We start from the raw sequence: 25575 nt of genomic DNA, 5'->3' as shown, positions 1-25575 counted from the left end.
TATACTAATGCGAATCATGGCGACCCAATACAAAAACATCCCTTCACTGCGCTCCATCAAAGCCTTCGAAGCGTCAGCCCGCCTGTTGAGCTTCACCAAAGCCGCCGAAGAATTGCACGTCACCCAGGCTGCCATCAGCCATCAAATCAAAAATCTGGAAAACATGACCGGGGTGAAATTATTTGATCGATACAACCGCTCACTGAAACTGACTTTTGATGGCCGTTTGTATTACATTTCTTTGCGCAGTGCCTTGGAAAGCATCGAAAAGGCCACGCGACAGTTAAAAAACAAAGACACCTCTGGAACCTTGAACATTTCGGTGTTGCCCTCCTTCGCCAGCAAGTGGCTGTCGAAAAGAATCTGGAAATTCCAACAGCAACACCATGAATTGGATGTGCGCATCTCTGCTTTTGAGTGGCTAACCGATTTCAATAAAGACGATTGCGACATCGCCATTCGGTATTCTGCTGACCCCAACTACCCCGGACTGAAGGCTGAGTTGTTGATGGAAGAAGAGGTGTTTCCGGTGTGTTCCAAAAAACTGCATGATTCGTATGCCGGTAAGTTACTACCCGAAACCCTGTTGCAGGCCAACCTGTATCATGAAGATTTCACCACCGAGGATTGGCACGATTGGTTCACTGCCGTGGGCATGTCACCCATACCCAAGTTAAGGGGCACCCGTTTCAGTCACATGGCCATGATGCTTGAAGCGGTGGAAAACCACCAAGGCTTTGCCTTGGGGCGCACCCCGTTGGTGCAGGATGACATCAAACGGGGGTTATTGGTGGCGCCATTTGACGTCAAGCTCAAGAGCAAGATGTCCTATTACTTGGTGTATCCTGAGGCCACCGAACACGATCAAAAACTACAAATCATTCGCCAATGGCTGTTTGCCGAGGCCGAACAGTTCAAGCAAGGCTGAACACCGCAGGCATCAAGCCCAATCGTCGGTCTCACCAAACAAGTGCTTGGCCATGTCGTTGATCAATTCATCCAGACCAGATTTGTTGATCGAAGAAATCAGGTAGTATTTACCTTCCCAGCCCATGGCTTGGGCATATTCAGCAGCCAATTCTGCGGCTTCTTCGGGGGTGGTCAAATCGGCTTTGGTGAACACCAACCAGCGGTCCTTTTCATGCAGATGCTCAGAGAAACGACCCAGTTCTTTGGTCAACTGTTGGAATTGCAGCACCGGATCTGACAGCCCTTCATATGCCGGCAATTCAACCATGTGCAACAACAAGCCGGTGCGCTGCAAGTGCTTGAGGAATTGAATGCCCAGGCCAGCCCCTTCGGCCGCGCCCTCGATGATGCCTGGAATGTCCGCCACCACAAAACTGGTGTCGGCACTGACTGGCACCACACCCAAGGCCGGGTACAAAGTGGTGAAAGGATAATCGGCAATTTTGGGCTTGGCTTTTGAGATGGCATTGACAAAGGTCGATTTACCGGCATTGGGGAAGCCCAACAAACCGACATCGGCCAGCACTTTCAATTCCAATTTGAGTTCGCGCAACTGGCCGGCCTCACCTGAAGTGAATTGTCTGGGAGCGCGGTTGACCGAGCTTTTGAAGTGCATGTTACCCAGTCCGCCTTTGCCCCCTTGGGCCACCACCAACTGCTGTTCATGGTTGGTGATGTCGCCGATTTTTTGATCGGTTTCCAAGTCGTAGACCTCAGTCCCCGTGGGCACTTTGATGATCAGGTCATCGCCCCCTTTGCCATACATCTGACGGCCTTTGCCCGATTCGCCATTGGCCGCTTCAAACCGCTTTTTGTGGCGAAAATCGACCAGGGTATTCAAGCCTTGATCACCTTGCAAAATGACACTGCCGCCATGCCCGCCGTCACCCCCATCGGGACCACCATAAGCGATGAATTTTTCCCGCCGAAAGCTGGCCGAACCGCTGCCGCCATTGCCGGCTTTAACGGTGATTTTGACTTCATCTACGAATTTCATGGCATTGATTGTATCTGATCAGGACAAAAAAAGCCCACCTCGGGGGTGGGCTTTTGCTACGAATCTGACCACAGATTCAAATGTGGGCTGGTTTAACCTTGGGTTTCGACCGAAACGTATTGACGGGTGTTTTTGCCTTTCTTGGCAAACTTAACCACACCGTCTTTCAGGGCGAACAAAGTGTGGTCTTTACCCATGCCAACGTTGTCGCCGGCATGAAATTTGGTACCCCGTTGGCGCACTAAAATGTTACCAGCAATGGCAGCTTGACCACCGTACATTTTGACACCCAGGTACTTAGGATTCGAATCGCGACCGTTATTGGTACTACCTGCTGCTTTCTTATGAGCCATGACGTTTTACCTCTTATCCAATTTTAGTGATTTTCAATTCAGTGTAATTTTGACGATGACCCATTTGTTTCATGTGGTGCTTACGTCTCTTGAATTTGATGATTCTTACTTTTTTGTGGCGGCCATTTGACAACACTTCAGCAGAAACCGATTTGCCTTCCAGCAAGGGTTTGCCGATTTCAATGTTTTCACCATCGGACAGCATCAAAACTTGGTCCAGCTTGATTTTATCACCCGCTTCAACCTGCAACGACTCCACTTTAATGACGTCGCCTTCTTTGATTCTGTATTGTTTGCCACCTGTAGCTACAACTGCGTGCATGAAACTACTCCAATTCGGTTGTTCTTTAAAAGAGCGGGGATTTTACTGAAATAAGCCAGGCCGGTCAACTGATATTTGCACAGAATTTAAGCAGACGGCCAGATCTGGGCTAAGCAGGCGCAGAAAGGGCCTTGAGGGCTCACCGATTGGGGTTATTCATGATCACCAAAACCAGGATGATCAAGCCCACCAATAAGGTCAGCCACCACAAATTATTCTTCAAAAAGCCAAATTTAGAACTGGCTTTTTCGGTCGGCCCGGTCACTTTGCTGGCATCCAACATGGCCTCACTGAGTTGCACATTGCGTGGGTGTGAGGGACTGAACTTGGAAAATCCCGAGGTGCCAGGCAGTTCGATTTTGTATTTATACACCTCATTGGAAATCACGTCACCGTTGCTGAGGTTGGCTTGGGCGATTTGCAGACCATTCAAAAAAGTGGTTTGTTTGTTGTCGACAAAGTGCAGTTCATTGTTGTGCCGAAACACATGCCAACCATCTTGATGGTGGTAATCATCGATGATGAATCGTCCCATGGAGTCGGCTGCAAAACTGCGGATGCCATAGACCGAAGATTCATTGGTGGTGTCGCTGATGGTGATGTTGGTGTGGTTGATCGATGAATCTTTGGGGATGTACTCATCATCCAACAAGCGAAAACGCAAGTCATCAACCAACAACACATCACCGGTGTCCAGCATGCATTGTTCATGCACCCATTCGTTGTTGACTTTCACCCGATCATTGAAGATTTGTAGCACACAGCCATATGGTTGCTGGGTGATGGCGAAATGGCGGCCCCAGATTTTCGGGTGATTGATTTGGATGTCACAATCAAAATCATTACCCACCAGCAACGTTTTGCTCTCTGGAAATGAGAAAGATTTTTTTGTGTTTTCAATAACTAAATACATCTAAATAAGCCATTTTGTCAAAAGATTTTAGCTGCATTGTGGCGCAGATTTCAATCTTAATTCTTAAATAGTTGAGGCCTGTCACAGTTCCAGCCAGAGACATTGAATTAACATGTGTCGTTCTGACGCCTGAACACAGCTGTTCACAGGCGGTGAACTGGGCGCCACTGTCACCACCCCATTGGGCGGCAGATCAGGGGCTTGAGAAAAGTGCCAGAAGATTCCTGTACATTCCTTTATAATGTCACCAATCGAGCCAATGGAGCATCAAGCTGTGATCACAAAACCAGTCACTTACTGGGCCTTGAGCCTGGCGTTGCTGATGACATGTTTGTTGCTGCCAGCCCCCGCCACCAACCGGCACGATAAGCAGACGGCCTTGGATTTGAAATCACACCTGGATGTGGAACCCCGCTTTTTTTATTACCGCGACAACCGCTTTCATGCCCGGGTTTTGGGGACTTTGCGGATTGACATTGAACCCGATAAGTTGCCGGCGCACTTGAGCCATTATCATGTCCTTGAATTCAAGGGATTGGATTTGGGCTTGGATGTCCGCTTCAGCCTCAATTGGTCAGTCAATGGCGTCCCTCACCGGGTACCCATTAACCAAACCAGTCACTCACTCACCCCATTTGATTTTCAAACCAGCGAAGCCACCGCCATCACCGATTTGCATTTGTTGCTGGAGGCCAACCATGAATTGGGCAACGTGAGCCGCTTTGAACGCGCCGTGACTTTTCAGTCCATTGCTTTCACCCAAGCCAACATCGGCAACCAATGGGCCATCAATCGCAGTGAATGGATGGACCTGACTGCGGTGAAATTCAGCTCAATCAACGGCTACACGGCCAGCCAAGACCCCCACCTCAAAGGCTTGATCCAGCGATTGGGTCTGTGGCTGTTGCTCAGCGCCCTGTTGTTAACCGGGCTGAAACTGCGACCCCATCACCTGTTGTATACCCTGCTCATTGGCTGGTTGTTACCAACCGGCATTTACCTCAACAACCATTGGCGACAACACCAGCAATTGGCCCAGGCCTTCAGTGAAGACCCGGTCAACTTGAATCAATTGGACCAGGAAGCACGCCAGCTGGCCCAAGCCATCAAGCGCCAGTTGCCCTTACACCCCAACCCATCGGCACAGCCTCAAAAGCTGATCTTGGTGGGTCCCAAAGATTTTTTCCACCTCAGGTTGATGCGTCACCTGTTTGACCACAACGTTGCGTTGGACTCCGGGTTTTCACGCATGTTGGCCCAAACCGATGACCGCCATGTGTTTGTTTTGAGCCGCCAGGCATGGCGATTCTGCGAACAACCTGAACAACATGAATGGCTCAAGGGTCAGGTCACCGTGTTGCACCTGGATCGCCATTATTGTTTGATGAGGAAAGTGTGATGGCCTGGCTCGCTGCTGCATACATGGCTTACTTCTTGCTGCTGGGTGGGGGCGCCCGCTGTGCGTTTCATTGGATCCGGGGCAGCCACAGCCCCATTGGTCAGGCGACTGATTTCATGCCCCACGCCTTCTTTCAAGGGGTGTTTCTGCACGTGGTCATGCTCAACCTGTGGCAATGGACCGGCTGGGGACTCACTGGCTTGTGGTGGTGCTTGGGCGTGGTGTTACTCGCAACCATGGTCTGTGTTTTGCGGCAGTGGCTGGTGCAGCGGCCACTGTCCTTGAAATGGCGTCCTGAGCCCAGCCAAGGGCTGGTCTTGTTGCTGATGCTGCTGGCTTCCTGGTTGCTGTGGCGCAATGGCAGCTGGCTGCCCAACCTGGCCTGGGACTCATGGATCGTCTGGGAAGGCAAAGCCCAACAATGGATCAACCATGGCTTGGCGGCCGACATTGTCAGCTGGGAGGCCTGGTTGGCTCAAGACCAGGCGTTTTTCAACCCCTCTGCCAGTTATCCAGACGGTTTGTCCTTGTTGTATTTCCTGCCGATGGCATTGAGCCACGATTCTTTTGCGGTGATGCATGTGGTGTTGCTGTTTGCCTTTGCCATGATGACCTGGTTGGTGGTCAATCGCCTGCGCAAAATGGGCGCTGCCACACCCTGGTTGCTGTTGGCGGCGGGGGTGTTGTACACCACCCCATTGATGGGTAATCATTTGATGATCCATGGCTATGCCGACCTTTGGCTGGGCCTGTATGTGTTGTTGATCATGGTCAGCTTGATTGACTATTTTGATGCCAAAGCATCGTCGCAAAACCAGCCCACAGGCTTGGGCCTGACGGTGTTGGCCTATGTGGCCATGTTGCCTTTGCTGAAATTGGAAGGCTGGGTTTGGTTGATGGTGTTTGTGTTGGCTTATGGTTGGTGCCGCATGGCGCCAGGCCGTCATCGCTGGCTGCTGCTGTTGGGCGTGGGTTCAGTGCTGGGTGTGATTTTGCTTGCTGGCGGTTTGCAGTGGGCCAGTCCTTGGGGTGATCTGGCATTCACCCCAGATCGCATTGCATTGTTTCACCTGTTTGATTTTCCCATCGGGTGGGTGGACATCACCGATGCCTTGCTCACCGGTTTGTTGTGGCAAAACAATTGGGGGCTGATTTGGTTGGGCCTGCCCTGGTTGTTGTTGAGTCCGCTCAGGTCAGCACCCGACCCCACCACCCGGGTACCGCAGGTGTTTTTGATCATGGCATTGGCGGCGTTCCTGTTTTTGTTCTATTTCACCCCGGCCAGCCAATGGGCCCTGGACATGACCGCGATCAATCGCATCGTCCTGCAACTCACACCGTGTTATGTGTTTTTGTTGTTTGGTTTGTTTGCCCAATGGTCGACCGCCGCGACAAACCAATCCACAGCGGCACAAAAAAGCCCTGCATGAAGCAGGGCTTGGTGGTTCAGTGGCTGAGCAGACTCATTGAATCAAAGATCCGCCTTGTTTGAAGTCCACATCCACCGGGATACCGGCTTGGTTGATGCGCTTCAATGAAGCGGCCAATTGTTCATTGATTTGGCCTTTTTCTTGGAACCACTGTTGCACGCCTGGATAATCACCCAATCCTTGGTGGGTCAGGATCTTCTCTGACAAGGAAGCCACCGCTGCCGACATTTTTTCCGGATCCACCGAATAGTGTCCGGTGGCGGGGTCAAAACTGAAGGCCCCTTGGTCGGCGAAATAATTAAACCGCAGCACGTTGGCCACACCATGGGCTGAGGTTGAGCCAAAGCGCACTGAGCGGAAAATCCCGGCCATGAATGTGGTGTAATAATCCATCATTTCACCGGCCTCCAATTCGCCCATTTTATGCAACTTCTCCACCATGTACAGGCCCAGAATGTCGGCTTTGCCTTCTTCCATAGGAGAGGCCAATTCTTTCAATGCCGTTCTGACGGTGCCCTGGTCATTGATGGTGTTTTTCACCCCCAGACCATGGGCCACTTCATGAAACATGGTGTTGGCAAAAAAGGCGTTGAAAGTGATGTGGTGGCGTTGTTCCGGGCTCACCACTTGTGCCGCAATCGGCACCAGAATCTTTTCAAACTTGGCCTGCATCACATTCTTCAATTGTAAACGCCGGGTGCCTTTTTCCAATTGCACGGTTTCATCGTTGGGTAAATTGATGGCAATGGTTTTGCTGCCCGCGTTGGAATGACCGGCATAGTAAATCGCGTCATAGGCATTCAAATCCGAATCGGTGCCGGGTGTCTCTGATTTGAAGCGGTCCGCCACCGGCAATTCGGCTTGTAACTGGGGCAAGAAGGCCGCGTACTTGGCCAGCCTTTCACTCCAAGACAAATCTTTGATCAGCACATAGGCCTCATAGGCGGCTTTGTAACCAAACAGTTGGTCCTCATAGGTTTCAATCGGCCCGATGACCACGTCGATGGCATTGTTTTTCATGTCCATCCAGGCCAAGTCTGAGGCTTTGAATTGATCGGTGATCAAGGCCTCTGCGCGCAGCAACAAGTAGTCTTGAAAGCCTGGGTCTTCGGCCAGACGCGCGGCTTGGCGCAGCAAGTCAGCAGCTTTGGCCAAGGCCGCTTGATGGGCTTTGTGGTATGGCACCGCCATCAATTGGCCTTCGGCATCGCGCTTAACATAGGTATACAAACCCTTCATGGACGCTGTGCCATTGACCTCAAAATCGGCTTTGTCCAGATCCGCCGGATAAAAATTGGCCCCGGTGAATTTCTCGGCATACCCCGGCAAAAACGGTTGATCACCGGCCAAGCGATCCCAAGGTCCGTAATTGATGGCAGCAAACTGCCTCAAATTGGGGTCTTCAATACCGGCCAAAAATGGTTCTTTGGGTCCATAGCTTTGTAACCAAAACAACTCATCCATGATTTCTGCGGCCGCGATCAAAAACGGCAGCAGGTCTTTTTGGTTTTGCGTGAGGTGCGACAAATCACTGGTCAATTCAAATTCAGCGTATTTCTTCAGCAACGGGTGCTCGGCTGCGGTGTCAACGACTACGCTCACTGGTGCTGCTGGCTCTGCAGGTGCCAACTCGGCTTGGTCAGTCGCGCCATCGGGCTCTGACTGACAGGCTGCCAGCAGGCAACACCAGCCAAGCAGGCCCAGCAATTGAATGCGTTTGTTCATGGTGATCTCCGGTTGATGATGGTTAGGTAATGTTCAGCCATGCGCTGGGCAATGGCCGGCATGGCGAAATCGAATTGTTGGGGTCTGGCGGCAATCGCAGCATGGTTGGCTTGAATTGCTTGCACTTGCCGCACAAAATCGGCTGGATCATTGTTGTTGAACACGAAACCCTTGTTGTATTGTTCGGCCAACCAACGCATGCCCGAGCCAACGGTGTCTGGGACCAAGATGATTTTGTTGTGGTACATCGCTTCCAACAACACCACCCCGAACGACTCAGCCCGGTCATTGGAGGCCAGGCAAAACAGCTCACAGCTGGCATACAGCGCATGGATGCGTTGCCAGCTTTGGGCACCGGCCAGTTGCACTCGATCGACCACCTGATGACGTTCGATGGCCAATTCGAGCGAAGCACGCAGGCCGCCATCGCCAACGATTTGCAGTTGACAGTCAGGCAGATCGGCCATGGCGGCAATCAACATGGCTTGGTTTTTATAAAATGTCAGGCGCCCCAAGTGCAGGATTCTGAAGCCCTTGGCAACCCAGCTGTGCTCGGCCCATTGCGCACTGGCCTGTGTTTCATCGCCATCCCGCTGCTCCAATTCATTGGTGCGCAAGCCCAACGGCAACACATGGGTTTTGTTGGCATGCCGTTGTAACACGGGTGAATGATCGGCATAGGCTTGGGTGGAAACCAAAATCCGCGATACCCGCTTGAGCAAGCGGGTTTCCAATGGGCGAATCAGTCGATACAGCAGGCGCATCAAACCACCACTGTGATCAGTCACCATGTCGGAGTGCCAACTGACCACCCAGGGAATGTCCCGGGCGGAACGGTTCAACAACAAGACAAACAAACTGGGGTTGGGCAAATGCAGGTGAATCAAATCCACTGGTTGGGTGTTGATGAAATGCTTCAACCAGCGATTCAGCCCCCGCATCAAGGGAGTGAACAAGATGGGCCGCCAGGACCGCAACCGCACCACCTGGACACCCGCTTCTTCGGTCGCTGCGGTGCCTGAACTGAACCGACCCCAGTCGTGGTTGTGTACCAACACCGAGACCTGGTGGCCTTGTTGGACTTGTTCGCGGGCCAGATCACACAGGTAAGTCTCCATGCCACCGCGATACGGTGGATAGAACTTGCCGATGTGCAGGATATTCATTGAATGCCTGGTCAGTGCCGGTCTTTGGTTTGATCCAGGGCTGCTTCCAAAATCGCCATTTTTTGTGTCAAACGCCTGATTTTACGTTCTTTGCGGGTCAGGGCCATGTCCATGGTCAACATCCGAATCAGGATCATGCTGATGGCCAACACCAACAACAAGGTGGGCGGATAGGTGATGCCAACCTGAGCCGCGACCCAGTCGACGATGTTGGGAAAGATGGACAGCACAATGGCCGAAACCGCCACCAGCAGCCACCAGGTGGCGTATGGTCCATGCATTTTGCCTTTGCGCACCAAATATAAGATGCTGATGGACAAGATGGCGCCGATGATGAGGATGGTGATGTTGGTCATTTTGTTGGTCTGGTTCCCATGTTTGCGATACATAAAGTGGTGGTTTGAATCATGTACTTCAAAACCACCATCCAGGAACTGAACACCCTGGACTTGCCGTCATTGCGGTCCAGCATTTTAACAGGAACTTCATTGATTTTTAATCCCGCTCCCAAAAGTATCAACAAAACCCCCACATCTTGGTAATCCAGCATGCTCGCCTGGCGCGAAGAGAGCACCTGAATGGCTGACTTGTCATACAGGCGAAACCCTGAAGTCAAATCTTCAATTTTGATGTGGGTCAACAGTTTGAAATATTTCCAAGCCAATTTTTTCAAGCGGCTCAATCGCGACGGAAAGGTGCCGATGATGACATTGGCATCGGTGGTTTGCCGTTGTTGGATCAGCGCCGCCACCTCATGGGGTAAATGTTGACCGTCGGCATCCATGGTGATGACTTGGTCATAGTCCTTTTTCACGGCATAACGGATGCCGGTTTGGGTCGCCCCCCAAGCACCCAATTGAATGGGCAGGGTCAAACACACCAAACCATGTGCTTTGACCACCTCAGCAGTGGCATCGGTGCTGGCATCATTCACCACCACCACATCGTGACTGACCTCGGCATTGAGGATGGGCAACAGATTCCGCAAATTTTGTTCTTCATTGAATGCCGGAATCACAATAAGTGTCTTCATGAACGACGACTTGATTTAAAATAAAGCACACTTTATATATCAACTGTCCACCGGAGTGGTGGTTTTTTTCATTTTTTTCACGCGCATCAGGCCGGCACCATGGAACCCAACAAAACCCTCATTGTTCACGACTTGTTTCACATCATGGGTGGTGGCGAACGCCTGGTTCATACCTTGGCAGCTGGCTTGGGTGCCGACCTGCTGACTGGGCACATTGGACCGGACTCCTTTGATCTGAGTGATTTACCTGGTGAGGTCAAAAACTTGCGGGCCCTCAGTCGCATCCATGGCATCAAAACCTGGCATTTGGCCCGCGCTTTTCGACGCCACCCAGCCATTGAGTTGCCCTATGCCGCGGTGATCTACAGTGGTGTGGCCAGCCCTTTGGCGGTGCACCGTTACCCACAGGCCAAGTCGATTTTTTACTGTCACACCCCGCCCCGCTTCGTGTATGACAAACAAGCCCATTACATGGCCAGCATGAACCCCTTGAAACAATGGGCTTTTCGCCGCCTGATCCAATGGTTTCAACCCCAATATGAAGCCGCGGTGGCCAACATGGACGTGGTGTTGACCAATTCCCATTACGTGCAACAACGGATCAAAGACAGCATCCAGCAGGAGGCCCAGGTGGTTTACCCACCCTGTGACACCGGGCGCTTCACTTGGCAGGGACAAAGCGACTATTATTTGTCCTTGGCCCGTCATGACGAATTGAAACGGGTGGACCAGGTCATTCAGGCGTTCAACCGCATGCCCCACAAAAAACTGGTGGTGGCCTCAGGCGGCGAACAAACCAAACAGCTGCAACACTTGGCCCAAGGCAACCCCAACATCCGTTTCACCGGCTGGCTCAGTGACGCCCAACTGCGCGAACTGATGGGTCAATGCATCGCCACCATATACATTCCCACAGATGAGGATTTTGGCATGTCGCCGGTGGAATCCATGTCGGCTGGCAAACCGGTGATTTGTTCAGACCATGGCGGCCTGTTGGAATCGGTGCACGATCAGGAAACCGGGATTTATGTGGCCGACGAAGACTTGGTTGGGCAGCTGATCGAAGCCGTGGGGCAACTGGACGCCCCCCGAGCCGCCCGCATGCGCAGCGCCTGTGAAGCCCGTGCTCAGGGCTTTGATACCCGCATTTTCCTGCAAAAAATCAAAGAATTTCTGTGATCCTGCGACCCTTTGGACCTAAACTCAGTCTTCAGGGTATACAGCAAGCAACATTGAAACTTTGAGCTATTTCAACCAAACCATTGACGACATCACCAAAGCCCAGGTCCTCAAGGGCCGACAATCGGCTTGTCGCCAAGTGTATGACACGTTTTCTACCCCGGTCTATAACCTGGCCTTTCGCATGTTGCAAAACCGGGATGATGCCCAGGATGCCATGCAAAACGCATTCATCACCGCGTTTCAGAAAATCACCCAATGGTCAGGCAAAGTGGCGTTTGGATTTTGGTTGCGGCGCATCGTCATCAACCACTGTCTGGATCTGATCAAAAAGAACCACCACCAATGGGAGCACAAGCTGCCGGATGCCGAAGCCATCAATGAACAACTGACCTATGATTACCAACACGACTTGGGTTTGTTGTTGGGCCAGCTGCCACCGTTGTCACGCTCGGTGCTGTGGTTGTATGAAGTGGAGGGCATGACCCACCAGGAAATTGCCGAGCTGTATCAAATGTCCACCAGTTTTTCCAAATCACAATTGGCCCGCAGCAAACAGCTGCTGACCAAATGGTTACAAAATCAGGAGCCACACAATGAACAACGCCTCTGACGAACGCATCGGTCAAACCCTGCGGGCCGAACCCCAATTGTTGCCACCCCGCGATGGCTTTGACGCCATCATGGACCGGGTGCACCAACACCAAAGACAACGCAGCTTCCGCTTGCCAGCCATGGCCGCTGCGGTGCTGGCAGCGGTGTTGCTGTGGCAATGGCCCAGCAACCCAAATAACAATCAGGATCAGGCCCTGGCGGCCTTGACCCACAAAATCGCCATGATCGAAGACGTGGTCCGCAATGAAGTGATCAATCATTCAGAGCCGGGCTCGCCGATCTTGGAAAAAATGGTTTCCATGGAAAATTGGTTGGATCAGTTGGATCAGAACATCGCGCAAACCAACAACCCCAGCCATAAACTCGAGTTACTGCATGCCAAGCTCGAAATTCTGGACGATCTGGTGGCATTACAGAAAAAGTATCGGCCACCAGCACGCCAATCCGTAATTTAAACAACTCAATTATTTAAGGTGAAATGATGAAATTAAAAACCGCAATTCTGGCCAGTTTGATGGCCACCAGTCCCTTGGCCGGGGCCGCCACCACAGAAGGCGTCGACGTCAATGTTGAAGTCAAAAAAGGCAACGGCACGGTGGTCGTGGTCAAAGAAGTCAACGGCCAAAGCCAAACCTTTGAAGACACTTTTGTGGTCGGCCCCGACACCGACATCGATGCCGAAATTGCCGCCATTTTGGCAGCCCATGGAGTGGCCGATGATGGTGACAAACAAATCCACAAAGAAGTCATTCGCCTGGGCGATGGCAGCCACAACAAGATGGTGTGGGTGCAAAAAAGTGGTGACATCGACATGAACTTGGCCAATGGCCAAGCCACCGTGGTTTTGAAAAAGGACCACAATGGCAATGTCGAGACCATTGAACGCACTTTTGACGTCACCGACGGCACCGACATCAATGTCTTGGTCGATGAATTGATGGCTGAGCACGGCATTGAGGCAGGTGATGCCGAAGTGCACCGCAAAGTGATTAAGCTGGATCGCAATGTGGCGAAAATTGCCGATGACAAACCCCGTTTTGGTTTCATGGCCTCGGTCAAAGACAATGGTTGGGAAATCATGTCGGTGGTGCCTGACAGTGGCGCCGCTGAAGCCGGCATCCAAAAAGGCGATGTGGTGGTTAACATCGATGGTCAAAGCACTGCCAAAAGTGGTTTGGGCTTAACCGAATTCATCGCCATGGACCACCAAGCCGGCGACGTCAGTGTGATTGAAGTGCTGCGTGATGGTCAAACCATCACCATGGATGTGACAGCAAAGGTGCTGGATTCTCCAGACATTATCATGGAATTGAGCGGTGATAAGAACTGGTTCTCTTCTTCAGGGCAGGACTTTAAATTTGGTACCGGCGATCTGGACAGCCTGTTTGAAGGGTTGCATGTGGATGTGGCGCACTTGGATCAAATGGTCGAAGGCTTGGGGGATCACGACATTCGGGTGGTGACCACCGGTGATCATGATGCCTACTTCTTCTCCGGCAGCAAGATGAACCAATGGCTGGGCAGCAAACACCATTTTTCCACCGTCACCGAATCTTTGGGCAAATACTTCGGTACCAGCCAAGGGGTGTTGGTGTTGGAAGTGGATCAGGACAACAAGCTGGGCTTACAAGACGGTGATGTGATCCTTTCAATCAATGGCCAGGATGTGAAATCACCCAAAGATGTGGTTAAAATCATGTCTCAATTCAAAGCCGATGAATCCTTCGAAATTGAGATCATCCGCGAAAAAGAAACCCTGTATCTGGAATCCTAAAACCACCGGACCTTGGCTTATTTCACGAAACAAGCCAAGGTCCCTATTGCCTTCTGCTGATTTCTTTTATAGAATACGCATCCTTGGAAACATAGCCTGTTCAGGCCTGGTTTTCCAGCAACCCAAGCCACTTGTGGACGCGTAGCTCAGCGGGAGAGCACTTCGTTGACATCGAAGGGGTCACTGGTTCAATCCCAGTCGTGTCCACCACCACCCAAGCTTAACCACCCACCTGATCACCACTTAGGTCAGCACACCAGTCCTGTCTGATGTACCAAAAAGTCCCATCTGTGCGGTGGCGCCTTGAAACCCCTGCCAAAATAAGAAAATCGAGGCCAAATATGCTATGTTGATTGCAGAGTGTATTAAAGCGTGTGATGAAAACCCAACTGAAGTCAGAATATTTTCTGCAGCAGATCTATCAAATTCGCCAAATGGCCTTGTATTTCGGTTTGCTCTGTTTGTTTGTCTTTGTCTATTTGGATTATCAACGGTTCAGTGACAACAACGAATTGTTGCAAGAAATCCTGTGGCATCGGTTGATTTTTCAATTGATCCCCATCATGGCATTGATTGCGTTGGCCTTCTGGCAACGCAGCAAAAACCGACCTAAGCATTTGATATATGTTGGCATGACGACCGGCATTGTGCTGATTGGCATTGGCCATGCAGAAATTCTGGTCACGGCCTATGAGCATGCCCGCTATTTTCCCAAAGTGGGTCTGGTGATCATTTTGTACTATGCCGGCATCATCCTGGTCCAACCATTATTGTATTCGGTGATCGCTTCGGTGTTGATCGTGGGCTTTGCCAACCACGCCTACAGCTCGGCTGGTTTGCCCGCCGATGAGGTGTTGTCCATTACGGTTTTTTATGGGGCCTTTGCCGCTTGTTGTTTGGTCATGAATGTGGTTTGTAGCCGCATTTTGGCCAACAACCTTAAATTGATCAAAGAAATTGACATCCAAGCCAACACCGACAATTTAACCAAACTGTGCAACCGGCGGTACTTTTTCGACCAGGCAGCACACACCCAAAAAGTCGCTTATCGAGATGAAAAACCCATGGCCATCATCTTGGTTGACTTGGATCATTTTAAGCAGATCAACGACAGCATGGGCCATGACCGGGGCGATCAGGTCTTGATACAAGTGGCCCATGTGTTGGACTCATTCAGCAATCGCCCGTTGGATGTGGCTGCCCGTTTGGGTGGCGATGAATTCGTGTTGTTGCTGTATGACACCAGCGAAACATACATTCACGAAGTCTGTCAGAAAATCATCGAGCAGGTTGAGCTGATCGCTGACCAAATAGCCAGCCGCAATCCGCAGGTCAATTTGGGGGTGTCCATGGGGGTGGCCAGCAGTCAGGCCCAGGCAGGACTGGACAGCAAAACTTTGATTAAAATCGCCGATCTGGCCATGTACGAAGTCAAAAAGAACGGCAAAAACGGCTACCAGATTGCGTCACAATCCCAATTCATGGATGTGGGCACCGACAGCGACCAGTGGTCCATGGCCTGATCACTGAACTGTCGATCAGCATCCAAGCCCAGGCCGATTTTACACCGACATGTCGTAGGCTTCTTTGAGCCAAGCCACCACCTCATCATCCACATCCGCCACTTCAAACAGCTGCACGCGGTGGGTGCACATGGTGCCAAAGGGACCGGAATCTTCCAAGCGGCCAGCGGTGGGTTTGCCTTTCAGTTTCAAACCCAAATCAATGCGGCTCTTGGTGGCTGGCTTGACCAAGGCAAACTGGTGCTTGCGGATGAAGCTGACAGCCGCCTTCTTGGGGGTTTGGGTGACGTCGTCACCAAAGGCCATGAGCTGTTTGGCCAACACGTCAAAGATCGGTCTGAGGTTTTCTTTGCCTTCGTATTGGCCCTGCAACAAGTCCTCATCGGGCTGCGATGCGGCATCCGAGGCCCGGGCTTTGTGGGCGACAAAATTGGCATAACCATAGGTGAAGCCATGTTCGGTTTTGAGCAAGTCGATGATGGCCTTGTGCGGGTCGATGCCCGATGAGCGCACCACTTGAATCCAATGGGACAAGTCTTTGCCGGTGGTTTTCAGAATGCCTGCTTCCATGGGGTAATCCTCACATCAATGGTTGAATGATAAAACTTGAGTAGACGACATCATAGGCCATTGGGCCAAACAATGATTGTATAAAATTAACCCCGATCCAATGGAAAAAAATTGCCGGCATCGTGTTGCCAATCTTGGCCAATGAAGGCCTGGGGATTGAAGCCAGAGAAGTGCTTGAATTCTTTGATGAAATGCGATTGATCGGCATAGCCACACAGGTGTGAGACATCAGACCATTGAATGCTTTGTTGGTTTTGGATGGTGGCCAAGAGGTCATTGAAACGCAACATGCGATGAAATGATTTCGGCGTCAGGCCCACATACTGCTTGAACTGTTCGATCAAATGCTTCTGCGAATGCGGGTATTGTTCGATCACTTGGGCGTGGTGTGCTATCGGTTCGGCCTGCATCGCCTGAATCACTTGTGACAGTTTATCGGGCACCGCCAAGTCGGGTTGTACGCGCCCGATTAACCAATTGGCCACGAGGGTCATTTTGTCCTCGGCAGTGGACAAGGACAGCAAGTTCTCGCGCAAATCCAACACCGCCGCACCAAACACTTCCTGGGCCGGAAAAACCCGGTCGGTGAATTGAGCCATCGCTTGATGAAAAAGAGGCCGGGCGCCATCGACTTTGAATTGCACCACCAACATTTCGGATTGGTGGTGGGCCGAGATGGTCAGGTGGTTGTTTTGTTGACCGGAGATCCAGGCCTTGGTGAAGGTGCCATTGGGCTGCAAATCTTCAGGGTGGTAGGTGTGCCGGGTGAAACCATCCAATTCAAACAACAAAAACACGTGGCCGGTTGGAACCACCCGCTCAATCGCGTGGTCCGGTACGAACTCGGCATAATGAAAAATCGATTCAATGAACGGTGCCAGCAGGGCGGGCAACGGGTGAACACTGAACTTCATGCCTGGCTGCAGTCTGAGTGTGGCCTTTCGTCCAAACAACAACGGCCCATTGAGCGGGCCGTTGTTGATTCATTGTGCCGGGCTGTGATCATTCAAAACTGGTTTCAAAGATCAGATCCAAACAATCCACCGCCACGGCCACATCAGCCACCGAACCACCGTTCAAGGTGTAGGTGAAATCATCGGTGGTGTCACCGTTGTTGCAGTAGGCGGCATCTGGGGTGTACAAGACGTTGGCACCATCCACGCCAATGACCACAGTGCCATTGGCGGGTTGGGTCACGGCTTCAATGATCATGTCACCGCCATCTGGATCGGTGTCATTGGCCAACACATCCAACACATTATCAACGGTGTCTTTGTCAACCAGCATGATGTCGGTAACCGCCGTGGGATCAATCGCCAGGCCCCAGTCACCCACCGGGTAAAAAGTTGGGCCACCGGTTTTACACAGCATGCCTTGACCGGCGCGGTCCATCACTGCGGTGCGGTACCAGAACACCACATTTTCACCAGCCAAGTCTTCTCCATTCACCAAATTTTCATGATTCATAGAACAATTTCCCAGGTTATTGGAACCCGGCGTGTCCGAATATTCAGGCAAAGTGCCATTGATCAGTTTATATTGGGTGGCCATCACATCGGTCATGTGAAAGTTGCGGCCACTGGGGTTGACTGTCAAGGCAAATTCATCGACAAAGCCCAGCTGTTGATCGCCTTCGGTTTCGGGCACCACGCGGTAACCACGGCCAGTGACGCTGTCTTGCACGGTCCAGGACAAGCCGGTGCGGGGCACGGGCGTGCCGCCGGAATCATCGTGGCGTAAGTCAAAAAACTCGACTGTTTGCAACACCGACGAAGCACCGTCATTGATGTAAATTTCATCGTTGTCGGGACCGTCGATGTCAAAATTCACCCGCCAATAGCCTGTGTGCCAGTGGTTGATGTTGTTCGAGTTACCGGTGCTGTTGCCGTAGCCAAAGCGCGGCTGGATGCGGCCATCGGCATGGAAGATGTATTTCGACGAATACTTATACCAGGCGGCCGAATGGTTGGTGACCAACACCAGGCGGTCGTCGTATTTTTCCACCTGCACCCCGGTGATGCAGTCGCCGGAACTGCCGATGGTACCGGGGCCATTGGGGTCATTGAATGGACAATCACTGACCACCGCATTGGGTTCGGTCGAGGCATCACAGGTGGTGATCGCCGGGCGGGAGGGGTTTTCTACCTGGTCGGCTTGCAAAAAAGTGGCGTTGGTGTCTTTCCAATCGCGGTAGCAGGTGGAGGTTTCGTAGGAGGCAAACAACATCGGTACGTGGATGCGTTCCAAGGCCAAAAATCCATTGAAGTAAATTTTCCTCACTTCCAGGCTTGAGCCTTGGGCAGCCGAACTGTCCGACGCCCGCAAGTAACACATTTCCCAAATGGGGTCTGCGGTCGGCCAGCCGACGTAATTTTCGCCCGGTTGATCACACACCGGCGAACCGGCATGCACCAGACTGGCGCCTAACACCAGCGCCATCATGATTATTTTTTTCATTGTTATTCCTCTTTTTTGTTGTACAAACCGTCGAAATCAGGATAGGGGACGCTCTGATCCGACAGCTTCACGATGGCATGTGCCACCAATGCTTTGCTTTCAGTATGGGCAAACACGTGCACACACCGTTGACCTTGGTAACAAGACTGACCGGGCTCGTCATCGGCGTAGCCAAAGCCACCGAACAATTTGATCGGTTCTTGTTCTTGCTGCAGCACCTTGATGATGTCAGGGTGTTGCTTGAAAATTTCAAATGACCGCATGATTTCTTCTCTGGAAGCCATGCCACCACCATCCGGGTGTTTCACTTCACTGACCAAAGCCATGTCGGTGGTGTAGGTTCGTAAATAGCCGGTTTTCTCAACATAATTGAAGGACAACTGGTAGATGAATGACTTTTGACCTTCGTCAGATTGTACTGTGTCCTGCCACTGGCTGGTGGTGATTTCAACCCAGTTGCCGGCGTCATCTTGGGTGATCTTGATGGCTGGGGCGGACAAGTCTTGTTCATAAATGGTGTCATATTTGATGGCGTGGGCCGTGCCCATCACCAGCACACCAATCAGCATGAGGTGTTTCATGGGCTGCCTCCAAATTGTTGAATATCGATCACCATATCAACCGGGGCTGATTGGCCATGGTTTTGCCACAATTGTTTGGCAAAGGCCCCGCGTGATTGGTTCTGCGGTCCCACCGTCCAACTGCGGTCACACATGACATTTTCTGAAGGGATGCTGTTGGCAGTGGCTTCGGCATCCAGAAAATCAATGTATTCCTTGCTGGCGGTTTGGTATTTCAAAGTGGCGGTCACGGTCACCGGGAATTGCGCGCCGGTGACTGGAATGGTGTAGCGCGTGACGTCATAGTTCACCAAGTAATCGCTGTTTTGGGGGGCATTGGGATACGTGATGCCCACCGGTGCCAAGGTGATGTCGTTGCCACCCCGGAAGCCCAATGGGGGGATGCGGTTGTCTTTGTAAATGCAGTCATTGAGCACGAAGTGGAACATTTTGTTGTTGCTTTCATCCTCCACCTCACAGGTGCCGCTTTTTTCGTCCCATTGACCTTGTAAGGATTCATAAACCTTGATTTGTGGATCCTCGGTCAACACCGCAGTGACTGGGTCATAAGCCCCCGATTCGAACAAATCAGTGGCCCCATCATCGGTGGCCAGCAGATTGATCCACATGCGGCGTCCCTCAGGATAGCCAGTGGGCAGTTTGTGGCCGGTTAAGTTGGTCACCTTCACATCCACCACCAGATTGGTGCCATCATTGGACACCAGTTCCACATCAACCGCAGCACTGTGCAGCTGCAGCATGTTCTCGGCGTATGTGGTGGTCAAGTCCAGCAGTTCTTTGATGCCTTGGTCGACCATTTCCAACTGATCACCATACACCGCTTTGATCACCTGGGGCACCCAGGTATTGCCACCAGCGAATTGGTGGGTGCGCAAATTGTTTTCGCGGTCACCCGGGGCATTAAAGACACAAGCCCGCGCGGCCATGTTGTCGGTCTGCGGCATGTGACAACTTTGACAGGTTTCACCTTTCAGCAACACAGGAATCTGACCGTAATCTGCCAGTTCCAGGGGATCGCGAAAAATCAAATCGGCATACAGCGATTGCTGCCACTCGGTGTAGGTGCGTTCAATCGGCATGGGCTGGGCGGTCTCGGTACCGTTGTGCCAAAACAATTGGGCATATCTCAAGGTGCCGTTGTCATCCACTTCAGGCGAAGAGACGTCATGGCAACTGCCACAGAATTCGGCCGATTGAATGAAATCCGAATAAGCCCAGTCATGCGGTGGTTCACCAACGGCCCCTCCGACGGGGTAATCATAGGGTCCTTTGCGGCATGGACCGAAGCCGCCGGCACAGGCTTCATCATCCAGCCAAACGTTGCCATTTTCGATGATTTGGGCTTCGCCATTGGGTCCATGTTGATCCATGCGATGACAAAAATGACAAGTCACACCGGTGTAGTCATTGCCTTCGGTGTTGCGGGCCACGTGATCGCCCTGTAATTCACATCCATTGGCCCCATCCAACCACGGATCGCCCTGATTCACCGGCTTCACCACATGGCCTTTGAACCACCCTTGGGGGGTGTGACATTTCAGACAAAAATCGCCAACCCCGGGGATGTCGTTGTTGGCCACATCCAGGGCTGCCCAAAACAAGGGATCGCGGGTGGCCTGGGCTTTCATGGATCCCGCCCAGGTGGTGTAAGGCATGAAGTGTTTGTCGTTGTCGTAATTGGGATCGCCATAATAACCGGCATGACAACTGTGGCATTTGGCACCACCTTCCAAAGCAAAGGTCAATCCCGGCTGTGAACCATGGGGCGTGAAATCAATGGGATTACCGGCCAGCACAGGCTGACACAGGAACAACAGGGACAACAGCAGAAATGAGCGGATCATAGGGGCCTTATGTGTGATCGGTCAAAAAACCCAATGATTATAGGCACTCTTGGGAGAAATTCCTACTGCCGTAAGACAAAAAATCACAAATGTCCGCAAATTTCATACAAGCGTCTCAATTTTTGACCATCGGCTGCGGGCCCATTTGTGCCTAACATGGAACCAGTGAACCATCGCAGTCACTGGATGGTCACTTTTTATCAATCAATAAAGAAGGAGTAACATCATGAAAATTATTAAAGGCCTGATTTTGGCCAGTTTGTTTATGGCGCAATCATTGTGGGCAGCGGTTAACATCAACACCGCTGATGCCGAAAAAATCGCCGCTGAGTTGAAAGGCATTGGTTTGTCCAAGGCCACCGCCATTGTCGAATACCGCGAGGCCAACGGTCCGTTCAAAACCATTGAACAGTTGACCGAGGTCAAAGGCATTGGCCTGAAAACGGTTGAACAAAACCGTCAGGAGATTCAGCTGAACTGAATGGGCATGGCCCCTCAAGGCCTCAACACCGGCCCGATCGCATCAAGTCGATGCGGTTGGGTCTTCGGTGGGTTCTGAACTCTTCAGGTACTTGATGGTGACTTCCCTGGATTTGCGGTTTTGCAGCTGGTTTTTGATTTGTTCTTCAGTCAGCAAGTTCTCTGCCGAATCGGACAGGTGCTCAAACACCTCTTGATAACTGTGGGTCAGGTTATCAATCAAATCCGCGGTTTTGGCAAAATGCGCTTCCACGTCCTGTTGGTATTGGTGCAGTTGTTGCTCGACGGCTTTGACCGATTGGTTCGGGCTTTTTTTGCGCAGGGACACGTACATGAACACCCCGCCAATCACCAATCCAACCAAGCCTGCCAGCACCAAATTAATCAATTCTCCCATGTTTCACCTCATTTCATTTCCTGTACCAGCACCCATGGTGCCACCGTCACGGCCATGAACTCTGTGCGTTCATCGACCCATTTCTGCGCCTGTTCATCCTGTGCCCGATTGACCAAACCCATGTCCAACCACTGTTGCAATTGTTGGGCATTGTCCTCATGCAAGGCCACCGCCACCGTCACCAAATCCAGCGACCGATCAACCACAATCATCACCCCTCGGGCAAAAAATTTCTGCAACTCCTGAAAACTGATGGGCGCCATCTCTTGTTGCAACTGCTCGGTCACAGTCAATTCGCTGTTGGCTGGGTCTTGGCTGGTTTCTGCATTCATCAATCAGTCCTCTATCGGCATCAGGGTGGCTGGGCTCAGAACTCCGGCATCTCTCGCCACGGTTGGCGGTTGACGTAAGTTTGTAGGCGTTTGATGGCCCCAAAGCACAAGTCGTCATCGGCCTGGCTGAACGCTTCGGTGTAGGCATCAACCGCTTGTTTGAATTTGTTTTCATCGGCATCAAATTCAATCCCACAAAAATCTTCCACCACCCAAGACTGCACCTCAATGGCTTCATTGAAGTCAGCGATTTCTGCCAACACCGCCGCCTTGGTGTCCAAATAGGCCCAGGGAATGGGCTCCATGTTGCCGTACAGGCTTTGTAAATCGGCGTAAATTTTCCAGGCTTTTTGGCCATTTCGGCAAGTCTTATCAGGCAAGGTCGACAGCATCCAAGCGTGGTCATTGTAGGCTGCCCTGACACCCCGCAATTGGGCTTCACGCAACAACTCATAGGCTTTGTCACAATCAAAGGCCTGGCCGTCAATTTGATAAATGTGGTAAATCGACAAGCGATAGAAGGCTTCTCCATGGCCCGCTTCAGCGGCTTTGCTGAACCATTGTTTGGCATCCGGATAGGCTTGTTCCTGATAAAACAATTTGCCGATCTCAAACATGCCGTGCACATAGCCCAATTCTGCCGACTTGAGGAACCATTGTTTGGCTTCCTGTAAATTGCGCTCGATGCCCATGGTGCCATCGGCAAAAGCCGAACCAATGAAAAACGCACTTTCGGCATGACCCGCCGCCACCTGTTCCAACAAAGCCTGTGGGATCTCTGCTGTGGTTTCGTTGTGGGCAGCACCGGCCTCAGCGGTTTCTTGCGACGCTTGGGTCACCGCGGTGCACATCATCATGATCAGCCACATCATTCGAGCCATTGTAAGAAACAGTCTCCTCGCTGTTGGTAGTCTTGGAATGCATCAAAGCTCGGGGCTCCGGGCGACAACAACACGCAGTCACCAGGCTCAGCCGCTTGTTGGGCCGCCGCCACCGCACTTTTCAGCGCTGCTGTATACATACATTGTGATTGTATCCCCTTCTTCAAGATCAACCGATGAATTTTTTCACCATTTTGCCCGCTGCAAATGATCATTTTGGGCGGCCGCTTGGCCACCTCTTCGATCCACCAATGCCAATCCACCCCGCGGTCATACCCACCCACCAACAATATCGTGCGACTGGGGTTCACCGTAGACAACGCGGCATGGGTGGCATGTGGGGTCGAAGAGATGCTGTCGTTGATGTAGGTCACCCCATCCTTTTCCGCCACGGTTTGCAATCGATGGGGCAAGGGTTCGAACCGCTTGATGGCATTGATCACAGGCTTCATGTCGGCACCCAGCGCCCGCATCACCGCACACACCGCCGCCGCATTTTGCAAGTTGTGGCGTCCTTTCAGCTGCCAACCATAAGTCGACAACAAGGCCTGGTCCTGCCACATCAAGACCTCATTCAATTCGTAAAACCCATGGACTTGTTCAAACCATATGAGCTCGCCAGACAAGGGTTGTTGGGACAACAAGCTGGCGGTGTTGCGGTCTTTGGCATTGAGCACCACCCGGTTCGCTGCTTGCAACAAGCGCCATTTGTCCCAGTGGTATTGGGTTTCACTGCCGTGCCAATCCAAATGTTCGCTGTACAGATTCAGCAACACCGCCACATCGGCCTGGATGGCGCCATCTTGGGCTTGGTAACTGGAGGTTTCCAGCACCACAAAGTCCTGGACATCCAAACAACGCAACAAGGGCACCCCAAAATTGCCGGCCAACACCACCCGATGGCCCAAGGCTTGCAGCACCGCTGTCAACATGGCACTGGCGGTGCTTTTGCCTTTGGTGCCGGTGATGGCGATCACCTGCCCAGACCGTTCGTTGCTGAACCACAAAGCGGCACTGCTGATGATCTGGGCCCGGGTGTTTTGCACCGCCGCTTGATACGGGCTGATGCCCGGCGATTTGACCACCACATCAAAACCATCCAACAATTCGTTGCTCACCGCCTCGGTGTGAAACACCACCTGCGGGTCCTGCCGATCATCCACTTCGGCAGGACGACACAACACATGCACCGTCAACTCGGGGCACCGCAAACGCAAATAGTCCACCACCGCCCGGCCATCCACGCCCTGGCCCCACACCGCCACGCGGGCTTGTTGCAGGGTTTCAAGCAACATGGCCAATGACCTGTTGAAATTGGCGTTTGTCGGGAATCATGTGGTCCGTCGCAGGCTGCATCAATGCGGTCTGCTGTGCGGCCGGCATCGCGGGCAACACCGACTGCCAATGTACGATCCTGGGGTGGGCTTGCCAAGCGGGTTGTTGGCTCAACAGTTCGATGGCCAGGCGACACTCGGCGGCCTCGCCGACGCATTCGAAGGGTTTGTTGCCCTGTAAACCCAACAAAGCGTCAAACAGGGGGTACAAACTGACGTCATCCAATAAGTTTTTGTGAAAGATGGTGAACAACTGTGGTGGGCTGACAAATGGGGCCAAGCACAAAAACACAAAGGCGCATTTGGGGCATTGACCACACCAATGGTGGGTTTTGTTTTGCGAGCCAGCCAAATGAAAATTGCGGTTGCAGCTGGAAAACACCGGAAAATACGCCGGGTACTGGGCAAACTTTTTGATGATGGCCAGTTCACTGAATGGCCTGAGCAAGGAAAAACAATGCAAATCAGGCGCCACGTGGTGCTTGATGATGTGTTGCCATTGCCGTTCGTAGACCAGCGATTTGGAATACTGGTGATTGACCCAGCGCCCATCGGTGGTTTGAAAATTGCCCACATCGGCGGAGCGCTCATTGGCAAACACCACGCTGTCACAGTCGGTCAACAGGGCCGCCACCACCCCGATGCAGGCATTGATGGCGGTGACCGGGACGTGCCCATTAAAAGCACCGGCCGTGTTGACCTGGGTCAGTTTGGCATCCACCCGTCGGCCAATGGCCAACAACGGCAAATCGGTGTGATGGGCCACCTCGGCGATGAACGCCGATTGCCCCACTTGCAAAGCGGTGGCAGGTTCACCCAGATGTTTCAGCGATTCGATGGTCACCAACGAGTCCTTGCCACCACCGATGGCCACCAAAGTTTTGGCCGCCAATGCCAACGGCGGTTGGGTAACTGGCGCTCGAGCCTCACCGCTGATGTGAATGTGATCCAGCCAAGGCAGATCATTGGCCACGGCCAATTCGGCCAAACCGGCTTGCCAGGTGTCGGTCAGCCAACGGGCTTGATCTTCATCGGGCCGGCGGCCCTGGAAGCGAATGTCCTGAGCCAAGGTGGTTTTGTAATAACTCACGCCGGCCATCCAAAACAGGCAATCAATGGCGACGGTCAGGGCACCGCCCAGTTGCTCGATGCGCGAGTCTGGGACCACCGGAAAGTCCAACTGCTCGGTGAAATCCCCCCACTCAGGGGTGTGGTAGTGCAGCAACAATTGTCCAGATGCCGGGTTTAATTGCCAGTCTTTGAAGGTGAACGATGCACCAAATTGTGCTGCCACATGCTGT

The 25575-nt window shown here is 52.2% G+C and carries 27 protein-coding genes and 1 tRNA gene; 10 read left to right on the top strand and 18 right to left on the bottom strand.

Going from position 1 to position 25575, the window contains the following annotated elements; all coding sequences use genetic code 11:
• The first annotated feature begins 7 nt into the window (after nt 1–7).
• Nucleotides 8–928 carry a transcriptional regulator GcvA gene (gene gcvA / locus K7G70_RS05660; protein ID WP_223787638.1) on the top strand — a complete coding sequence of 307 codons (921 nt, stop codon included), beginning with the start codon at nt 8–10 and terminating at the stop codon, nt 926–928.
• Between the two features lie 12 nt (nt 929–940).
• On the opposite strand, the gene cgtA is transcribed toward gcvA, so the two are convergent.
• The 4 genes from cgtA to K7G70_RS05640 form a co-directional block, all read right to left on the bottom strand.
• Nucleotides 941–1966, bottom strand: a complete 1026-nt coding sequence (gene cgtA, locus K7G70_RS05655; RefSeq protein ID WP_223787637.1) for an Obg family GTPase CgtA — start codon at nt 1964–1966, stop codon at nt 941–943.
• Between the two features lie 92 nt (nt 1967–2058).
• The gene (rpmA, locus tag K7G70_RS05650) at nt 2059–2319 is read right to left on the bottom strand and encodes a 50S ribosomal protein L27 (RefSeq protein ID WP_223787636.1); all 261 of its coding nucleotides are present in this window, start codon (nt 2317–2319) and stop codon (nt 2059–2061) included.
• 13 nt (nt 2320–2332) lie between these two features.
• Nucleotides 2333–2641, bottom strand: a complete 309-nt coding sequence (gene rplU / locus K7G70_RS05645; RefSeq protein ID WP_223787635.1) for a 50S ribosomal protein L21 — start codon at nt 2639–2641, stop codon at nt 2333–2335.
• Between the two features lie 139 nt (nt 2642–2780).
• Complete coding sequence (locus tag K7G70_RS05640; RefSeq protein ID WP_223787634.1) at nt 2781–3554, bottom strand: FHA domain-containing protein; 774 nt, start codon at nt 3552–3554, stop codon at nt 2781–2783.
• Between the two features lie 274 nt (nt 3555–3828).
• On the opposite strand from K7G70_RS05640, the gene K7G70_RS05635 reads away from it, so the two are divergent.
• Both K7G70_RS05635 and K7G70_RS05630 read left to right on the top strand, forming a co-directional pair.
• A complete protein-coding gene (locus K7G70_RS05635; protein ID WP_223787633.1) occupies nt 3829–4953 on the top strand; it encodes a hypothetical protein in 1125 nt (374 codons plus the stop codon).
• Nucleotides 4953–6383: a hypothetical protein gene (locus K7G70_RS05630; protein WP_223787632.1), complete on the top strand. Its 1431-nt coding sequence runs from the start codon at nt 4953–4955 to the stop codon at nt 6381–6383. The genes K7G70_RS05635 and K7G70_RS05630 overlap by 1 nt, the downstream gene beginning before the upstream one ends.
• Nucleotides 6384–6416: 33 nt before the next feature.
• On the opposite strand, the gene K7G70_RS05625 is transcribed toward K7G70_RS05630, so the two are convergent.
• The 4 genes from K7G70_RS05625 to K7G70_RS05610 are packed head-to-tail and all read right to left on the bottom strand — an operon-like array spanning nt 6417 to nt 10307.
• Nucleotides 6417–8108 (bottom strand): DUF8614 domain-containing protein, encoded by a 1692-nt coding sequence (locus tag K7G70_RS05625; RefSeq protein WP_223787631.1) that lies wholly within the window; start codon nt 8106–8108, stop codon nt 6417–6419.
• Complete coding sequence (locus K7G70_RS05620) at nt 8105–9274, bottom strand: glycosyltransferase (RefSeq protein WP_223787630.1); 1170 nt, start codon at nt 9272–9274, stop codon at nt 8105–8107. Before K7G70_RS05620 ends, K7G70_RS05625 begins: the two co-directional genes overlap by 4 nt.
• A gap of 11 nt (nt 9275–9285) precedes the next feature.
• Nucleotides 9286–9630 (bottom strand): DUF2304 domain-containing protein, encoded by a 345-nt coding sequence (locus K7G70_RS05615; protein ID WP_223787629.1) that lies wholly within the window; start codon nt 9628–9630, stop codon nt 9286–9288.
• Entirely contained in the window at nt 9627–10307 is a 681-nt protein-coding gene (locus K7G70_RS05610; RefSeq protein ID WP_223787628.1) for a glycosyltransferase family 2 protein, read from the bottom strand. Before K7G70_RS05610 ends, K7G70_RS05615 begins: the two co-directional genes overlap by 4 nt.
• Before the next feature lie 99 nt (nt 10308–10406).
• Here K7G70_RS05610 and K7G70_RS05605 point away from each other — a divergent pair, with 99 nt between their 5' ends.
• The 6 genes from K7G70_RS05605 to K7G70_RS05580 all read left to right on the top strand — a co-directional run bounded on the left by K7G70_RS05605 (nt 10407) and on the right by K7G70_RS05580 (nt 15398).
• Nucleotides 10407–11486, top strand: a complete 1080-nt coding sequence (locus K7G70_RS05605; RefSeq protein WP_223787627.1) for a glycosyltransferase — start codon at nt 10407–10409, stop codon at nt 11484–11486.
• A 61-nt stretch (nt 11487–11547) separates the two neighbouring features.
• A complete protein-coding gene (locus K7G70_RS05600) occupies nt 11548–12099 on the top strand; it encodes an RNA polymerase sigma factor (RefSeq protein ID WP_223787626.1) in 552 nt (183 codons plus the stop codon).
• Nucleotides 12083–12556: a hypothetical protein gene (locus K7G70_RS05595; protein ID WP_223787625.1), complete on the top strand. Its 474-nt coding sequence runs from the start codon at nt 12083–12085 to the stop codon at nt 12554–12556. The genes K7G70_RS05600 and K7G70_RS05595 overlap by 17 nt, the downstream gene beginning before the upstream one ends.
• Before the next feature lie 26 nt (nt 12557–12582).
• Complete coding sequence (locus K7G70_RS05590; protein WP_223787624.1) at nt 12583–13875, top strand: PDZ domain-containing protein; 1293 nt, start codon at nt 12583–12585, stop codon at nt 13873–13875.
• Between the two features lie 135 nt (nt 13876–14010).
• Nucleotides 14011–14085: transfer RNA gene (locus K7G70_RS05585), tRNA-Val, on the top strand.
• 167 nt (nt 14086–14252) lie between these two features.
• Nucleotides 14253–15398 carry a GGDEF domain-containing protein gene (locus K7G70_RS05580; RefSeq protein WP_223787623.1) on the top strand — a complete coding sequence of 382 codons (1146 nt, stop codon included), beginning with the start codon at nt 14253–14255 and terminating at the stop codon, nt 15396–15398.
• 39 nt (nt 15399–15437) lie between these two features.
• On the opposite strand, the gene K7G70_RS05575 is transcribed toward K7G70_RS05580, so the two are convergent.
• The 5 genes from K7G70_RS05575 to K7G70_RS05555 all read right to left on the bottom strand — a co-directional run bounded on the left by K7G70_RS05575 (nt 15438) and on the right by K7G70_RS05555 (nt 20850).
• Nucleotides 15438–15968, bottom strand: coding sequence for a DUF5655 domain-containing protein (locus K7G70_RS05575; protein ID WP_223787622.1), 531 nt, complete (start codon nt 15966–15968; stop codon nt 15438–15440).
• Nucleotides 15969–16054: 86 nt separating this feature from the next.
• On the bottom strand, nt 16055–16882 hold the full coding sequence (locus K7G70_RS05570) for a helix-turn-helix domain-containing protein (protein ID WP_223787621.1): 828 nt from the start codon (nt 16880–16882) through the stop codon (nt 16055–16057).
• Between the two features lie 88 nt (nt 16883–16970).
• Nucleotides 16971–18425: an Ig-like domain-containing protein gene (locus tag K7G70_RS05565; RefSeq protein ID WP_223787620.1), complete on the bottom strand. Its 1455-nt coding sequence runs from the start codon at nt 18423–18425 to the stop codon at nt 16971–16973.
• Between the two features lie 2 nt (nt 18426–18427).
• On the bottom strand, nt 18428–19006 hold the full coding sequence (locus K7G70_RS05560; RefSeq protein ID WP_223787619.1) for a hypothetical protein: 579 nt from the start codon (nt 19004–19006) through the stop codon (nt 18428–18430).
• Nucleotides 19003–20850 (bottom strand): hypothetical protein, encoded by a 1848-nt coding sequence (locus K7G70_RS05555; RefSeq protein ID WP_223787618.1) that lies wholly within the window; start codon nt 20848–20850, stop codon nt 19003–19005. The genes K7G70_RS05560 and K7G70_RS05555 overlap by 4 nt, the downstream gene beginning before the upstream one ends.
• A gap of 226 nt (nt 20851–21076) precedes the next feature.
• Between K7G70_RS05555 and K7G70_RS05550 the strand changes: the two genes are divergently transcribed.
• Complete coding sequence (locus tag K7G70_RS05550; protein ID WP_348525070.1) at nt 21077–21331, top strand: ComEA family DNA-binding protein; 255 nt, start codon at nt 21077–21079, stop codon at nt 21329–21331.
• A 42-nt stretch (nt 21332–21373) separates the two neighbouring features.
• Here K7G70_RS05550 and K7G70_RS05545 read toward each other — a convergent pair whose 3' ends face one another.
• The 5 genes from K7G70_RS05545 to K7G70_RS05525 are packed head-to-tail and all read right to left on the bottom strand — an operon-like array spanning nt 21374 to nt 25568.
• Nucleotides 21374–21727 carry a Z-ring associated ZapG family protein gene (locus K7G70_RS05545; protein WP_223787617.1) on the bottom strand — a complete coding sequence of 118 codons (354 nt, stop codon included), beginning with the start codon at nt 21725–21727 and terminating at the stop codon, nt 21374–21376.
• Between the two features lie 8 nt (nt 21728–21735).
• Complete coding sequence (locus K7G70_RS05540) at nt 21736–22059, bottom strand: DUF2288 domain-containing protein (protein WP_223787616.1); 324 nt, start codon at nt 22057–22059, stop codon at nt 21736–21738.
• A gap of 35 nt (nt 22060–22094) precedes the next feature.
• Nucleotides 22095–22931, bottom strand: a complete 837-nt coding sequence (locus K7G70_RS05535; protein ID WP_223787615.1) for a tetratricopeptide repeat protein — start codon at nt 22929–22931, stop codon at nt 22095–22097.
• Complete coding sequence (murD, locus tag K7G70_RS05530) at nt 22928–24235, bottom strand: UDP-N-acetylmuramoyl-L-alanine--D-glutamate ligase (protein WP_223787614.1); 1308 nt, start codon at nt 24233–24235, stop codon at nt 22928–22930. The genes K7G70_RS05535 and murD overlap by 4 nt, the downstream gene beginning before the upstream one ends.
• Entirely contained in the window at nt 24225–25568 is a 1344-nt protein-coding gene (locus K7G70_RS05525) for a MurL-like N-terminal domain-containing (RefSeq protein ID WP_223787613.1), read from the bottom strand. Before K7G70_RS05525 ends, murD begins: the two co-directional genes overlap by 11 nt.
• Nucleotides 25569–25575: the final 7 nt, after the last annotated feature.

The organism is Marinicella meishanensis (genome assembly GCF_019931145.1).
Classification (GTDB): domain Bacteria; phylum Pseudomonadota; class Gammaproteobacteria; order Xanthomonadales; family Marinicellaceae; genus Marinicella; species Marinicella meishanensis.
Note: the sequence above shows the minus strand (reverse complement) of the source record. Positions and strands in the feature narration are given on the sequence as shown.